Source organism: Neisseria sp. CCUG12390 (genome assembly GCF_047837985.1).
Lineage (GTDB): Bacteria > Pseudomonadota > Gammaproteobacteria > Burkholderiales > Neisseriaceae > Neisseria.
Genome location: NZ_CP181244.1, coordinates 1,056,763 through 1,070,785 on the forward strand (window position 1 = coordinate 1,056,763; position 14,023 = coordinate 1,070,785).

The window sequence follows — 14,023 nt, forward strand, 5'->3', positions numbered from 1 at the left end:
AGTTAAATCTTCAAAACCGTCTTGCGGTAAACCCATTCGCCGCCGAGCAATGCCCCCATCAGGATATACGACACAATGCCGGTATAAACCGCCCACCAATCGTGTTGGTCGGAGGCTGCCAGCAGCGCGGCAGCGGCGGCGTTGAAGACGAAAAAGCCGCACCAAATCTGCGTGACTTTCCGCGTGTAGGCGACGCCTTCGGGCGGCAGGTCGGGTTGTTGCAGTCGGGCGAGGCGTTCGATGGCGGATTGGCCGGAGAACAGGCTGGCAACGAAAACGGCTAGCAGCAGCAGGCTGATGGCGACGGGATACCAGTACATCGAATCAGGCCGTCTGAAAAAGATAACGGCGGCGAAAAAGACGGCCAAGACCAGCGCGATGGAACGCTGGCTGCGTGTTTTGCCGACGGCGGCACGCACGAGCCACAGGAAACACATGGCGGCGGCAAGCCAGTAGAACACGCCGTGTCCGCGCCCGTAATACCACACGAGCGGATAGGCGATGCTGATGATGGCGAGCAGGATTTGGCCGAGGGTTTTCATGGTTTTGTCGGTGTTCAGACGGCCTGAGGCTTTTGCAAAAACGGAACGAAATCGGGAAACCTGCGCCATTATCACGCAACGAATGTCATCAGTTGGCGGCGGGTAAAGTTTTCGGAGTTTTGCAAAAAGTCTCAGGCCGTCTGAAAAGCAGGCGGCTTATTCGGCCTGCAAACGCAATACGGCCTGAACGATGTCGTCCACCGTGCGCACGTTGCGGAAGTCTTCGGCCTGCAGTTTGCGGCCGGTTTCGCGTTTGATGTGGTCGATGAGGTCGATGGCATCGATGCTGTCGATTTCCAAGTCTTCATAAAGGTTGGTTTCGGGTTTGATGCGGTCGGGTTCGATCTCGAACAGGGTAACCAAAGCGTTGGTCAAGAGATCGCGTACTTCTTGTTCGGTCATGTTCCTGCTCCTTATGCTTGGCGGCTGCGGACGAAATCAGCGAGGTTTTTTACGCTGGTAAAGTATTCGCGAAGATTGTCTTTTTCGCTGTCCAACTGCAGGCCGAAGGTTTTTTGTACGGCCAATCCCAGCTCGAGCGCATCGACGGAATCCAAGCCCAATCCGTCGTCGCCGAAGAGGGTATCTTCATCGCCGATGTCGGCAGGGGTGATGTCTTCCAGGCCCAAGCTGTCGATAATCAGTTCTTTGATTTGCTGTTCCAAACTCATGTCGTTTTCCTTGTGAAATAGTCTTGAAGGTATTCGTTCAAACGTCTTGCCGCGATGGGCAACGGTTTTTCGGCGAGCCATTCCTGAGGCAGGATGTCGTCGCCGACGGTGATTTCGTAATGGATTTTTTGCGGCGGTATGTGATACCACGGCTGGCCTTTTTTGAAATTGGGCGGCGTCATTTTGATGCACACCGGCGTAATCACTTCTGCGCTGCGCAAACCGAGCGAGACCGCGCCGCGGTGCATTTTCACTTGTCCGTCCCAACCGGTGCGCGTACCTTCGGGAAAAATCAGCAGGCTCTGGCCGCTGCGGAACACTTCGGCGACGGTGTCGAGCATGGCTTCCGATTCTTCGTTGGGAATATAACCTGTCGCACGAATCTGGCTGCTCATGGAAGGATTGTTCTGCAGGTCTTTTTTGACGATGCAGTTGAGTTCGGGCGCATGGCTGATGAGTAAAACCACGTCCAGTAGCGACGGATGGTTGGCCAGTACCAACTGCCCCGGACGGCCGAGCTTTTCCATACCGTTGAATTTTACGCTCAAAATGCCCGACCATACCAGATAACAAACGAAAAAACGCCATATGCCGGCGACCAGACGCCGGGCTTCCAGTTGGCGGGGTAAATCACCTGCTGTACTTTTCAGGGTATAAGGAAGCAGAACCAGTTTGAACGCTACACCGCCGATACCGAACAGGATAAAGCCGAACAGGGTGGAAACCAAACGGCGGCAGTAGTCAAGGCGCCGCATGATTTTTCTGCCAATGCCAAGTATGGCGCGAATAGTGCCGGTATTGTTGCAGGCCGTCTGAAAGCATGAAACGTATCCATTCCAAACCGCCCCAATAGGCTTGGGTGTTTGCGGTTTCAGACGGCCTGTTTCCGGCGTGCATACTCAGGGTGTAATCATGGCCTTGAGTGATGACCATCGCCAGCGCGTAGGCAAACGGTGCACGCACGGCTTTGACTCCGTATTCAAGCGACAACGGATCGTCGGCAATCACCAGCAACACCGATTCGCTGCCGTCTGCCAATAAAGCACAGGCTTCGGCCAGCGCGGATTCGATGCCGTCGTCGCCGACTGCAAGGGCGGTGCTTTCGTGCATATTCTGCCGCAGCATGGACCATTGTCCGGCCAAGGCGTTGTGGACGGACAAGCCGAACGAGGTCGGTGATACGGTGTGGGTTTTCATCAGTTCCAGCCACAATTCGAAGCTGCGGTTGAGTTCGCCGTCGTGAGAGGCGAACACCAGCGGGCTGTTCGGGTGGTTTTCCGCCAAATTCCAAGAAGCGTCGCACACCAAACGCGCCGCCTGGCTCAAACGGCGTCGCTGCATGGCGGGCAGAAACGCCAGCGGCGGCTTATACTCAGGGAGATTCTCAACAAAATCAGGGTCTCGTGCCCACTGCCGCCATTGTTCGGGCGTAGCAATTTTGTTGCTTGAAGCCTGCCAGGCGGCAATGTTGAAATCGAAGCGGCAATGAGCGTGGGACATGACTGCTTTCAAAAATTTACATTCTGCGTTATTTTATCCAAATAACTTAATCAAAGCTAGTGTTCGCCACGGTTTTGTTATTTAACGTTATAATGTTGGTTTGATAATTTTTCAGACGGCCTGTAATGAATCTTCCGCTTGTTTGTCCGATTACTGAAACTGCACCTTTATTGCCGCACAGCGGCCGTATGGTGCTGCTTGACTGCATTACCGAATATGACGATCGTCATCTTCGGGCGGAAGCTTTGGTCGGTGAAAAGCATATTTTATTGGTCAACGGTACGCTGCCTTGTGCGGCGGGTATGGAAATCATGGCTCAAGGGATTGCGGCTTTGGCCGGCTGCCATGCGCTCAATGCCGGAGAAAAAGTGCGGTTGGGCTTTCTGCTCGGTACGCGCAAACTGAATCTGTTTGCCCAAACCATTCCGGTCGGCACGAAGTTGCAAATCGATGTAACGGTTTCTACGCAGGATGCGGGCGGTATGGGTGTGTTCGACTGCGAATTGCGTTGGACGGACGCACCTGATGAAGTCAAAAACCTGTTGCCTTCAGACGGCCTGTTGATACAGGCGGCTTTGAATGTTTACAGTCCGAAAACATCCGGACAGGCCGTCTGAAATGAACATTTATATAAAGTTGCTATTGAAAACAGAGAAAACATGAGTGAAACAGTTTTGATTACCGGATCCAACCGCGGCATCGGCAAAGCGGTTGCCTTGGCTTTGGCGCAGGACGGATTCGATATTGTGGTGCATTGCCGCAGCCGCATTGAAGAGGCTGAAACTGTAGCCGCACAAATCCGTGAATCAGGCAGATCCGCGCGGGTGTTGCAGTTTGACGTGTCCGATCGTGAAGCCTGCCGTGAAATTTTGGCAGCGGATATGGAAAAACACGGGGCGTATTACGGCGTGGTGCTGAATGCGGGACTGACGCGCGACAATGCGTTTCCTGCATTTTCCGATGAGGACTGGGATCAGGTTTTACGCACCAACCTCGACGGGTTTTATAATGTGCTGCATCCTGTGGTCATGCCGATGATACGCCGCCGCAAGCCGGGCAGGATTGTGTGTATGGCTTCCGTATCGGGGCTGACGGGCAATCGCGGTCAGGTCAATTACAGCGCATCGAAAGCGGGTGTGATTGGTGCGGCGAAGGCGTTGGCGGTCGAGTTGGCCAAACGGAAAATTACGGTCAACTGCGTGGCGCCGGGTTTGATTGATACGGAAATTGTCGATGAGAACGTGCCGGTTGAGGAAATTTTGAAGGCCGTGCCTGCCGCCCGTATGGGAACGCCAGAGGAAGTCGCCCATGCGGTATCTTTTTTAATGGATGAAAAAGCAGCCTATATTACGCGGCAAGTTATTCCGGTGAACGGAGGATTATGTTGAAAAAAAATCGTGTGGTGATTACCGGCATCGGCGGCATCACGGCATTCGGACGTGATTGGGAAAGCATTCAGACGGCCTTTAAAGCCGGTAAGAATGCGGTCAGACATATAGATTGGTCTGAGCGTTATCCTGAATTGGAAGCCCAATTGGGCGCGCCGATTGAGCATTATGCACCCCCTGCGCATTGGACACGAAAGCAGTTGCGAAGCATGGGGCGCGTGTCGCAATTGTGTGTCGATGCGGCGGAACAGGCTTTGCAGGACGCAGGTCTGCTGGGTGATGAGCGTATTAAAGACGGCCGTATGGGTGTGGCTTGCGGATCGTCTTCGGGGAGTCCGAAAGACATCGGCGACATTGGAGAATTGCTGCTGACCGGCAGCTCGCGCAATTTCAATGCCAATACTTATGTGCGCATGATGCCGCATACGACGGCCGCCAACATCGGTATCTTTTTTGAACTGACCGGACGGATTATTCCCACTTCAAGCGCATGTTCGTCAGGCAGTCAGGCCATCGGTTATGCATATGAAGCGATTAAATACGGCATGATAGACAGTATGTTGGCGGGTGGCGGCGAAGAATTTTGCGCTTCGCAAGTGTATGTGTTCGACAGTCTGTATGCTGCCAGCCGCCGTAACGCCGAGCCGGAACTGACGCCACGCCCTTACGATTCGGGTCGCGACGGTTTGGTCATTGGCGAGGGTGCGGGAATTTTTGTGTTGGAATCATTGGAACACGCCCAAGCGCGCGGTGCGAAAATTTACGCTGAGATTATCGGTTACGGCGCCAACAGCGACGGAAGCCATGTGACCCAGCCGCAGAAAGCGACCATGCAGAAGTGCATGGAATTGGCGTTGCGCGATGCGGCACTGCAGCCGGAGCAAATCGGTTATGTCAGCGGGCACGGTACGGCCACCGAAAAAGGCGATATTGCCGAAACGTTGGCAACGGAAGCCGTGTTCGGTTTTGTGCCGATGAGTTCGCAAAAAAGCTATCTCGGCCATACTCTGGGTGCATGCGGAGCTTTGGAGGCTTGGTTTGCGGTGGAAATGATGAATCAGGGATGGTTTGCGCCGACTGTGAATCTTCAAAATGTAGATCCTGCCTGCGGTAAGGTAGATTATATCGTCGGGGACGGGCGCGAGATTCAAACCGATTATGTGATGAGCAATAATTTCGCTTTCGGCGGCGTGAATACTTCGTTGGTGTTCAAGCGTTGGCAGGGAGAATAAACAAAAGGCCGTCTGTTTTTCAGACGGCCTTTTGTTTGGTAAGGTTTTCTGAACTGAGTCCGCCGTAAAACAGCCAATCCATTTTAGCCTGCTGATTGCCCTGCCATACGCAGGCAACTGCAAATTCATGATTGAGTAATGCGCTTGTACCATGCCAACCGCTTTTCCCTTCAACACATAAACCGCTGATTCGGTCTTGTCGGAAAGCATAGCCGACACGGGCCATATCGGCCGGAAAATTCAAACCGGCCGCCTTGATTAAGGCCTCTTTGGTGCACCATAAACGGTAAAAATCTTCCGCCTGCCAATCCAAGGCAGACAGATAATTTTGTTCTTCTTCCGAACAAATCCACGCGGCCAATCCCTGAAAATCGCGCGGTTTAATCTTTTCAATATCCACCCCGATGGCCGACGGCGTATCGGCAGTCAGTAAAGCCGCATAACCGTGGCTGTGGGACAGCGATTGCGTGATGGAGGCCGTCTGAAATTTTAAAGCGCGGCTGACCTGCCAATCCAACCGCTGCGATAAATGCGGCGATTGTTGCAGCCTTATGTTATCGGTTTCGTCCAGCAGGCCGTCTGAATAATGTTCGGCCAATGGGGGAGCGGCAAGCAGGCAGTCGAGATGGCGTGTCATGGTTGGTGGCCGGAAAAACAAACCGCTGAAAATCATTCAGCGGTTCGGGGGGTTTAGTGGAAGCTGCCTTTCAAGACCACGCGGCTGTTCCAAGTACCGATGTGGCATTCGTATTCGCTGCCGCCGATGGTTTTCTTGTCGAAATAGCTGACTAAGCGGACAGAACCCTTTTTATAACGCTCGGCAGTGCTTTGGAAACGTTTCACGGCACTTAAGAACGCGCGTTGGCAGGTTTCGTCGGGCGATTTGCCGACGGCGTTGGCGATTTGGCGGGATACATTGGTTTTGCCGCTGGTGCTGCCGTATGAAACGCGGATATTCGGTGACAGCACTTCCTTGGCTTCTGCGGAATTCAACGCCACGCTGGCTTTACACATATAACCGTCGTTTTGGCCTTTATTATTGATTTTACGGCCTTCGCCGATGCTGCGGCAGGCCGTTGAGGCCGAAGTCGAAGCGGTTTGGGCTTGGGACGAATAGTCGGATGAAGAAGCGCGGTTGTTTTGGTTAGCACAGGCGGTTAAAGCCAGAACGGCTGCGGTTACCAATAAACCATTTAATTTATTCATGGCGAATTCCTTTGCAGAGTTAAGAAAAAGTTTGGAAATTGTAGCCTATTGTTAAACTAATCTCAAATCATAAATGCCAAATAAAACAAAACCCGCCGAATCGTCGGCGGGTTTCGTTTTATTTGGCGGAGTAAGAGGGATTCGAACCCTCGATGCAGGTTGACCCCACATGCTTCCTTAGCAGGGAAGTGCCTTCAGCCTCTCAGCCATTACTCCTAAGGAAGACCGAACTATACTGGTTCGGGAGGCGTATGTCAAGCGTGAAAACGGGGTATTGGAATAAGCACCTGAATTGATTGGGAACAAAAAATGCTGCTTTGTTCATAAGTCGCCAAACAATAAACGGGTAACGCGCAGGCTGGTTTTATCGGTTGCGGCTGGTAAAATAGGCGGGAAAATATTGAGGCCGTCTGAATGAATGATTTGATTGTTTTGAATAAACCTTATGGTGTGGTTTGCCAGTTTTCGGCACACGAGAAACACGGGTGTTTGAAAGATTACGTTGATAAACCGGGCTTTTATCCGGCAGGCCGGTTGGATACGGACAGCGAGGGGCTGCTTCTGCTGACGGATAACGGCCGTCTGCAGGCGCGTATTGCAGATCCGAAGTTTAAGCAGGAAAAGACTTATTGGGCGCAGGTTGAGGGTGTGCCTGACGAGGCGAAGCTGAACGGATTGCGCCGCGGTGTGGATTTGGGCGATTTTGTTACGCGTCCGGCCAAGGTGCGTGTTTTGGAGGATGGGGAAGCGGATAAACTGTGGCCGCGTCAACCGCCGATTCGGGTGCGCAAAACGGTGCCGGATTTTTGGGTGGAAATTAAGATTACCGAGGGGAAAAACCGCCAAGTGCGGCGGATGACGGCCAAGGCGGGTTATCCCTGCCTACGTTTGGTAAGGGTGGCGGTAGGCCGTCTGAATATTTTTGAACTGGATTTGGCTTTGGGCGAATGGCGGTTTGCGCCGTTTCAGCCGTGATGTCAGGCTGGGGCGTTTTGCCGAAATCAAGAAATTGCTGCACTGTCCGGCCATCGTTATCCCTGTACAGCAAGATATCCATTCATTGTTTCGAACCTGATTTCCAACAAAAGTTACCCGGCTTAAAAAGGATTTTCTCGTCTGAGAAATGACGGCTGTTTACCCGTTGACCTGTTGTGCAAAAATCCCGGCTTAATTTACACAGGCCGTCTGAAAAATAGTTTTCAGACGGCCTTGATGTTCGCAATGTATTGTCGTCGATTTAACGGTTTTTGCGGTATTTTAGTGGTCGGTATGGCCGATTTGGAAGGTCAGTGTCGAGTAGTTTGACTCTTTTTCGCAGACTTTTTGATCACGGAAGTCGGTTTTGTGCTCGACATTCACTTTCCAGAAACCTTGGCGCAGCGGAATGATGTCCACCTCGCCCTTGTCGTTGGTGACGTCATAGAAGGCTTGCGCTTCTACTTTGTGGGTTTTGCTGCGGTCGCTGGTATCGAAGCCGTCGAAGGTAGCGGTAACGGGATGGTTGGCCAAGGGTTCGCCGCGGTAGAGGACGCGTACTTTGAAGCGTTGGCCGACATGGATGTTGGCCGGATTGTCCAGAGGAACGATTTCTAAGTTTTGGCCGACCTGTTTGGTGATAATGGCGGTATCCGCGCTCTCGTGGCCGACGTTGACGATGTTTTTACCGTACATGCGGCTTTCTTCGCAGTAGGTGGCGTCGGGCATTTGGGTTTTGTTGACGCGCTTCCAGCCGGCGGCGTTTTTCGACCAGAATGTCGGCCGGTATTCGGCAATCACTAAATAGCTGCCGTCTTTAACAGGATGGTTGCTGCGGTATTGGTAGTTGTAATGGCCTTTTTGCAGCATGTTTTCTTTGCCTTTTTCGGTAACCAGTTGCAGCGGCTTGAAAATATTCAGACGGTCTTTGGCGATGGGCTCCAATTCGGGAAATTCGCCGTAGCCCAATTCGGCGGTCAGGTATTCGCCGCCGTGGGTATGGGCGGTTTCGACCCATACGCGGTGTGCGTGTGCGGCGGTTGACAGGAACAATGCGGAAGTAATCAGTAAAACAGATTTTTTCATGATGGTTGTTCTCTAAATGTAGGTGGGGAAACAAAATATTGAGTTATGGTATAACATATTTTAAATCATGTAAACGAATTTGTTATAGGATAACAAAAAGCCGTCTGAAAATTTTCAGACGGCCTGTGATTTTATATGCAAAATCTGTTGGTTTTAATGCGTTTCCCGACAGTTTGCTTCCGTTATATATCTACGACGAAGTTGCTCTGAACGGTTTAATTCCGCAACGCATATCAGGTTTGGTTAAGCGTGTAACGGTTTTAAGCGGTAAGCCAAGTTTTCGGCTTTGACACGGAACAGCAAATCGATGTTGGGGTGTTTGCCCGGATTGGCTTCTGCGTCGGCAACGTGTTCGACGAAAAGTTCCAAACCACGATCGGCGGCTGCGGCATTTAATTGGTGGTCGAATTCTTGAGCCAGCGCGTAGTAGAGTTTTAACGAACCGAGTTTGCCCGGCGCAGCCGGAATGTGGTGGACGGTTTCGCCTTGTCCGTTGCAGACGTCGAGGCCGCTCAAATGGTCGATTGAAGGCATGGCGGCTAAGTTATCTTGAAAGCTCATGGTGTTCCTTAATGAAAATGATGGAAAAGAAATAGGGAATGGGTTTGAATCGGCAAACAGGCCGTCTGAAAACGGTATCGGTTTCAGACGGCCTGCCTTATCCGTGTTTAACGTGTGCCGAAAATCTTGTCGCCGGCATCGCCCAAGCCGGGGATGATGTAGCCGTCTTCGTTCAGGTGACTGTCGAGCGCGGCGGTGTAGATGGTTACGTCCGGATGCGCGTCGTTCACCAGTTTCACGCCCTCGGGAGCGGCCACCAAAACCAAGGCTTTGATGTTTTTACAGCCTTTGGCTTTCAATAAGTCGATGGTGGCGACCATGGAGCCGCCGGTGGCAAGCATGGGGTCGATAATCAGCGCGGGACGCTCGTCCATGCTGTCGACGAATTTTTCAAAATAGGAAACCGGCTTCAGAGTTTCTTCGTCGCGCTGCAGGCCGACAACGCTGATTTTGGCGGTGGGGATCAGATCCAAAACGCCGTCGAGCATGCCCAAACCGGCGCGTAAAATCGGTACCACCGTCAGCGTTTTGCCTTTGATTCGGTCGCCTTCGATCGGGCCGCACCAGCCGTCGATGATGTATTTTTCCATGGCGAAGTCGCGGCTGGCTTCATAAGCCATCAGGCGGGCGAGTTCGGTGGCCAGCGCGCGGAATTTGTAGGTGCTGCACTCGGCTTCGCGCATTAAGGTTAATTTGTGTTTGACTAAGGGGTGGTCGATGACGTTTACGTTCATTGCTTGTACTCGGTGTCTGGTAAAGTGGGTTTATTATACTTTTTTTTACTTGCGGCGCAAACTGCCGAAACCGTGAAAAAGGCCGTCTGAAAAGGGTTTCAGACGGCCTTTGCCGAGGATTAGGCTTTCAGGACTTCTTCCAGTTCGCCGGCTTCGAACATTTCCATCATGATGTCGGAGCCGCCGACGAATTCGCCGTTGACATACAGCTGCGGAATGGTCGGCCAGTCGCTGTATTCTTTAATGCCCTGGCGTACTTCGTCGTTTTCCAAAACATTGACGGTAACGTAGTCGGTGCAGCCGACCGCGTTCAAAATCTGCACGGCGCGGGAAGAGAAGCCGCATTGCGGGAATTGTTTGGTGCCCTTCATAAACAGGACGACGCGGTGGGTGGTAACGACTTCTTTGATTTGGTCATGAATGCTCATGTGTGGTTCCTTTTAAACAATCGGGTGATTCGGTTTGAATGCCGTCATTATACGCAAGTTGCGGGAATTTAAAATGACTCTTTTGGCGGTATCGGGAAAACAGATAAGGCGCAAAGGACAAAATTCAAGCGTTGGCAGCAGTTTGCGCGGAGATGAAGAGGCCGTCTGAACATTTAGGAGAAACCTGCTGCCCGTTTTCAGACGGCCTGTCTGAGTTTTCTTATTTACGCTGCAAAACCGCGGCGAAGAAACCGTCGGTTTGATGAACGGCAGAATCCATGCGCAGGTATTTGCCGGTGTTCAAATCCACTTTGGCGGCGGCCAATAATCCGCCGCAGTCGAGCAGTTCGAATTCGGGGTGTCCGGCCAGGAAACGTTCGACCTGATGCTCGTTTTCTTCCGGCAGAATGCTGCACGTCGCATAAACCAAGCGGCCTTGCGGCTTAACCAGCTTGGCGGCGGCTTCGAGGATGCTGTGTTGCTGCTGCAGTAAATTGGCGACGGTTTCCGGCGATTGGCGGTATTTCAAATCGGGATTGCGGCGCAATGTACCCAAGCCGGAGCAGGGCGCGTCCACCAGCACGCGGTCGGCCTTGCCGTTCAAACGGGCGATGCGCGGATCGTGTTCGCTGCTGATGCGTTCGGGGTTGATGTTGGTCAGTCCGGCGCGGGTCATGCGCGGCTTGAGGTTGGCAAGCCGTTTTTCGGCGATGTCGAAGGCGTAAATGCGGCCTTTGTTGGCCATCTGCGCGCCGACGGCTAAGGTTTTTCCGCCTGCACCCGCGCAAAAATCAACCACGATTTCGCCGCGTTTCGCACCCACGAGCAAGGCGAGAAGCTGGCTGCCTTCGTCCTGCACTTCGACCGAGCCGTCGAGAAACAATTCGTGTTTGTTCAGCGCGATTTTGTTTTTCAAACGGATGCCCCACGGCGAAAACGGCGTGGCTTCGGCAGACGGCTCTTCCGTTTGCAACACGGCCAACACTTTGTCGCGCTTGTTTTTCAAGGTGTTCACGCGCAAATCCAGCGGAGCGGGCTGGTTGACGCTGCGGCCGAACGCTAAGATTTCTTCGTCGCTGAAATGGGACTGCAATTGCGCAACCAACCATTCCGGCAGTTCGGCGGCGGTGGTCAGGCCGTCTGAAAACTCGGCTTTGCGCGCTTTCAGACGGCTTAAAAATTCGGTTTCTTCCTCATCAAGCAAATCTTGGATTTTGCCGATGTTGACGCTGCGGCCGAGTACGAGTGCGGCCAGCGCGGCTTTGCGCGGTTGCGCGTGCGGACGGCGCAATGCGGCGGCGATTTTCTGATAATGACGCAATGCGGCGAACGCGGTTTCGGCGATTTCGTGGCGGTCTTGGCGGCCGAGTTTTTTGTGTTCGCGGAAATAGGCGGACAAAACGGCATCGGCAGGCTGCTTGAACGTCAGCATATCGGCGAGCAGGGCGGCGGTGTGGTCGAGTTGGGTCGGTGTCATGGTCTGTTTTGAAAAATGGAACGGGGTAAATTATACGGGATTTTCAGACGGCCTGACTTGGTAAAATGCCAGGGCACATTGATTCGTTTTTTGCAAAACTCCGGACGGGAAGACATTTCAGGCCGTCTGAAAAACAAGGCCGGCAGTCAGGCCTGCTTCATGATACGCGAAACTTCGTGCCAATAATCGTCGGGGCGTTTTTCCAATACCGCTGCCAAGCCGCTTTCGCTTTGGCGGATTTCACCGGCAGACAGCGTGTCCGCGGCGGTTACGCGTGCAGGGGCGAGATAGGCCATGCGGTCAAGCAGGATATAGCGCGCCGCTTTGTTTGAAAAATCAAATTCCTGCCAGTCGGAAAGATAAACGCCACGCCAGGCGTAAGGATTGACAGGGGCTTGGAAGCTGCTGAATCCGCTTGGAAAAAAGCCCATGCCGCGCACGATGGAAGCCGGCTGCAAATCGGTCGGCAAATCGTGCTGCCGCAAAGTTTCAAGGCCGTCTGAAAATTTCAGCAGCATGAGTTGCTGCGGTAATTTGGCGGCTTTGCCTGTCAATCGGTCTTGGCGGTTCAAGCCGCACAAATCGTCGGTTCGGCCGCTTGCGCTGCCGTAATATTTGCACGTCAATTCAAGGTGGTAGGCTTTTCCGCTGAGTTTGACGACAAAATCCGCCGCACCGACGGTCAGACCGTCTGAAACGACTTGCAGGTTTTGTGCCAACAGTTCGGCGTGCGGCGCGTGGCTGAACCAAAAAGCCAGAAGGTGCTCGGCGTACAGCCCCAAACGCTTGCCGAACGGGGCGTGTTGCGCCAGATAGTCAACAAGCGGCTGGGGATTTTGGTCGAGCGAAAGCAGGTAGCGGAAGCCGTGCTCTCCCAGTAATTCGAGTACCGGCAATTCGGCACTGCTGTGCCATAAGGGTGGAGCCGTGAGCAAGGCGGCGAGTTCGCGCACGGGCTGGCTGGTGAGTTTCCACCACAAAGCGTCAAGGGCGTAGTTCATAAAGGGCTTTCGGTTTTCAGACGGCCTGTGCAGGCCGTCTGAAAATATCAAGGATTGGTTGGAAGCGTTTATCCGGTTTTCAGACGGCATTAAGGGTACGTAGGCCGTCTGAAAACCGAGGGCAGGCTCAATAGCCTACCTGTTTCGCTGTCGGAAATTTGTTTGCTATACGTCATTTATGCTTGGAGGGTGGACTAAAACCGATGAATTGTAATATTTGTCGGCTATCCTCTAAACGGTATGGGCAAAGAATACAGGCAGCCTGCGCTTCGTGCAGAAATTCCGTGGCCGTCTGAAAAATATGGGCTGTCGGGTTTGAGTTTTTCAGACGGCCTCAAAAGTGCCTGATGCCGTCTGAAAAAGTGTGCGGACAGCCGTATATTCAAGGCCTATTTTTCCTCTCGGTCTTTTAAATTCTGCTTCAGCGTGTTGAAGAAACCGCGCAGGATGTCGATGTCTTCCGTTTGTGTGTTGGCGCGTCTGAACAGGCTCTGCATACGGCGCATCAGGCGTTCGCTGTTGCGGCGTTTGAAAAAGTCCACATCGTGCATCAGCGATTCCATGTGGGCAACCATACCGCTGATCTGCGCGTGCGTGGCGGCATGGTCTTCCTGCTGCAAATGCGTCATCGGTACATCGGTCTGGCTGAAAATTTCGTAACACACGACCTGTACGGCTTGGGCAAGGTTGAGCGAGAAGTAGTCGGGGTTGCCGCTGATGGTCATCAAACGGTTGCAGGCCTGCACTTCTTCGATGGAAAGGCCGAAGGTTTCGTTGCCGAAAACGAGGGCAACCTGTCCGCCGTTCGCCGCCGCCTGCAATAATTCGGGCACGAGTTGGCGCGGCGTTTGCAGCGGTGCGGTAATTTCGCGGCGGCGGCTGGTCAGGGCGCAGCTGACGGTGGTGTCGGCCAGTGCTTCTTCTAATGTCGCGACGGTTTTGGCGTGTTCCAAAATGTCCGCCGCACCGGATGCCAAGATGAAACTTTCTTCGGGCAGCCGGAAAGCCTGCGGATTCTGCGCATCGAAAACCGGCGGATTTTCGGTCATCGGCGTAGCCATTAGGTTGGGGGCGACCAGGGTCAGCCTGTGCAGACCCATGGTTTTCATGGCGCGTGCGGCGGAACCGATGTTGGCTGGATGGCTGGTGCGCGTGAGAATGATGTGAATGTGGTTTAAATACTCGGGTAGGGCGGGTTTGGCAATCATGTTTGTTTCGGTTT

Annotated in this window: 18 protein-coding genes and 1 tRNA gene; 4 read left to right on the forward strand and 15 right to left on the reverse strand. The window is 53.1% G+C overall.

What is annotated here, in order from left to right; translation table 11 throughout:
• Window positions 1–2: 2 nt before the first annotated feature.
• The 5 genes from ACM67E_RS04950 to ACM67E_RS04970 all read right to left on the reverse strand — a co-directional run bounded on the left by ACM67E_RS04950 (window position 3) and on the right by ACM67E_RS04970 (window position 2,713).
• A complete protein-coding gene (locus ACM67E_RS04950; protein ID WP_416192504.1) occupies window positions 3–542 on the reverse strand; it encodes a hypothetical protein in 540 nt (179 codons plus the stop codon).
• Between the two features lie 156 nt (window positions 543–698).
• A complete protein-coding gene (locus ACM67E_RS04955; RefSeq protein WP_416192505.1) occupies window positions 699–944 on the reverse strand; it encodes an acyl carrier protein in 246 nt (81 codons plus the stop codon).
• Window positions 945–955: 11 nt separating this feature from the next.
• Window positions 956–1,213 carry a phosphopantetheine-binding protein gene (locus tag ACM67E_RS04960; protein ID WP_416192506.1) on the reverse strand — a complete coding sequence of 86 codons (258 nt, stop codon included), beginning with the start codon at window positions 1,211–1,213 and terminating at the stop codon, window positions 956–958.
• Window positions 1,210–1,968, reverse strand: coding sequence for a lysophospholipid acyltransferase family protein (locus tag ACM67E_RS04965; RefSeq protein WP_416192507.1), 759 nt, complete (start codon window positions 1,966–1,968; stop codon window positions 1,210–1,212). Before ACM67E_RS04965 ends, ACM67E_RS04960 begins: the two co-directional genes overlap by 4 nt.
• The gene (locus ACM67E_RS04970; RefSeq protein WP_416192508.1) at window positions 1,955–2,713 is read right to left on the reverse strand and encodes a beta-ketoacyl synthase chain length factor; all 759 of its coding nucleotides are present in this window, start codon (window positions 2,711–2,713) and stop codon (window positions 1,955–1,957) included. The genes ACM67E_RS04965 and ACM67E_RS04970 overlap by 14 nt, the downstream gene beginning before the upstream one ends.
• A 125-nt stretch (window positions 2,714–2,838) precedes the next feature.
• On the opposite strand from ACM67E_RS04970, the gene ACM67E_RS04975 reads away from it, so the two are divergent.
• The 3 genes from ACM67E_RS04975 to ACM67E_RS04985 are packed head-to-tail and all read left to right on the forward strand — an operon-like array spanning window position 2,839 to window position 5,333.
• Window positions 2,839–3,330, forward strand: coding sequence for a thioester dehydrase (locus ACM67E_RS04975; RefSeq protein WP_416192509.1), 492 nt, complete (start codon window positions 2,839–2,841; stop codon window positions 3,328–3,330).
• A gap of 42 nt (window positions 3,331–3,372) precedes the next feature.
• The gene (fabG, locus tag ACM67E_RS04980) at window positions 3,373–4,101 is read left to right on the forward strand and encodes a 3-oxoacyl-ACP reductase FabG (protein ID WP_416192510.1); all 729 of its coding nucleotides are present in this window, start codon (window positions 3,373–3,375) and stop codon (window positions 4,099–4,101) included.
• Window positions 4,095–5,333 (forward strand): beta-ketoacyl-ACP synthase, encoded by a 1,239-nt coding sequence (locus tag ACM67E_RS04985; protein ID WP_416192511.1) that lies wholly within the window; start codon window positions 4,095–4,097, stop codon window positions 5,331–5,333. The genes fabG and ACM67E_RS04985 overlap by 7 nt, the downstream gene beginning before the upstream one ends.
• Before the next feature lie 19 nt (window positions 5,334–5,352).
• On the opposite strand, the gene ACM67E_RS04990 is transcribed toward ACM67E_RS04985, so the two are convergent.
• The 3 genes from ACM67E_RS04990 to ACM67E_RS05000 form a co-directional block, all read right to left on the reverse strand.
• Window positions 5,353–5,970 (reverse strand): 4'-phosphopantetheinyl transferase family protein, encoded by a 618-nt coding sequence (locus ACM67E_RS04990; RefSeq protein WP_416192512.1) that lies wholly within the window; start codon window positions 5,968–5,970, stop codon window positions 5,353–5,355.
• Window positions 5,971–6,023: 53 nt separating this feature from the next.
• The gene (locus tag ACM67E_RS04995) at window positions 6,024–6,539 is read right to left on the reverse strand and encodes a hypothetical protein (RefSeq protein WP_416192513.1); all 516 of its coding nucleotides are present in this window, start codon (window positions 6,537–6,539) and stop codon (window positions 6,024–6,026) included.
• Between the two features lie 123 nt (window positions 6,540–6,662).
• Window positions 6,663–6,755, reverse strand: a tRNA-Ser gene (locus tag ACM67E_RS05000).
• A 198-nt stretch (window positions 6,756–6,953) separates the two neighbouring features.
• Between ACM67E_RS05000 and ACM67E_RS05005 the strand changes: the two genes are divergently transcribed.
• On the forward strand, window positions 6,954–7,514 hold the full coding sequence (locus ACM67E_RS05005) for a pseudouridine synthase (RefSeq protein WP_416192514.1): 561 nt from the start codon (window positions 6,954–6,956) through the stop codon (window positions 7,512–7,514).
• 282 nt (window positions 7,515–7,796) lie between these two features.
• On the opposite strand, the gene ACM67E_RS05010 is transcribed toward ACM67E_RS05005, so the two are convergent.
• The 7 genes from ACM67E_RS05010 to ACM67E_RS05040 all read right to left on the reverse strand — a co-directional run bounded on the left by ACM67E_RS05010 (window position 7,797) and on the right by ACM67E_RS05040 (window position 14,009).
• Complete coding sequence (locus tag ACM67E_RS05010; RefSeq protein WP_416192515.1) at window positions 7,797–8,600, reverse strand: DUF4198 domain-containing protein; 804 nt, start codon at window positions 8,598–8,600, stop codon at window positions 7,797–7,799.
• 243 nt (window positions 8,601–8,843) lie between these two features.
• The gene (locus ACM67E_RS05015) at window positions 8,844–9,161 is read right to left on the reverse strand and encodes a DUF2322 family protein (protein ID WP_416192516.1); all 318 of its coding nucleotides are present in this window, start codon (window positions 9,159–9,161) and stop codon (window positions 8,844–8,846) included.
• Window positions 9,162–9,268: 107 nt separating this feature from the next.
• Window positions 9,269–9,895: a uracil phosphoribosyltransferase gene (gene upp, locus ACM67E_RS05020; RefSeq protein ID WP_416192517.1), complete on the reverse strand. Its 627-nt coding sequence runs from the start codon at window positions 9,893–9,895 to the stop codon at window positions 9,269–9,271.
• Between the two features lie 119 nt (window positions 9,896–10,014).
• Complete coding sequence (gene grxD / locus ACM67E_RS05025) at window positions 10,015–10,323, reverse strand: Grx4 family monothiol glutaredoxin (protein ID WP_416192518.1); 309 nt, start codon at window positions 10,321–10,323, stop codon at window positions 10,015–10,017.
• A 220-nt stretch (window positions 10,324–10,543) separates the two neighbouring features.
• Window positions 10,544–11,800, reverse strand: coding sequence for an RsmB/NOP family class I SAM-dependent RNA methyltransferase (locus tag ACM67E_RS05030; RefSeq protein ID WP_416192519.1), 1,257 nt, complete (start codon window positions 11,798–11,800; stop codon window positions 10,544–10,546).
• A 146-nt stretch (window positions 11,801–11,946) separates the two neighbouring features.
• Window positions 11,947–12,801, reverse strand: coding sequence for a DUF1853 family protein (locus tag ACM67E_RS05035; RefSeq protein WP_416192520.1), 855 nt, complete (start codon window positions 12,799–12,801; stop codon window positions 11,947–11,949).
• Between the two features lie 389 nt (window positions 12,802–13,190).
• On the reverse strand, window positions 13,191–14,009 hold the full coding sequence (locus tag ACM67E_RS05040) for an RNA methyltransferase (protein ID WP_416192521.1): 819 nt from the start codon (window positions 14,007–14,009) through the stop codon (window positions 13,191–13,193).
• Window positions 14,010–14,023 lie beyond the last annotated feature (14 nt).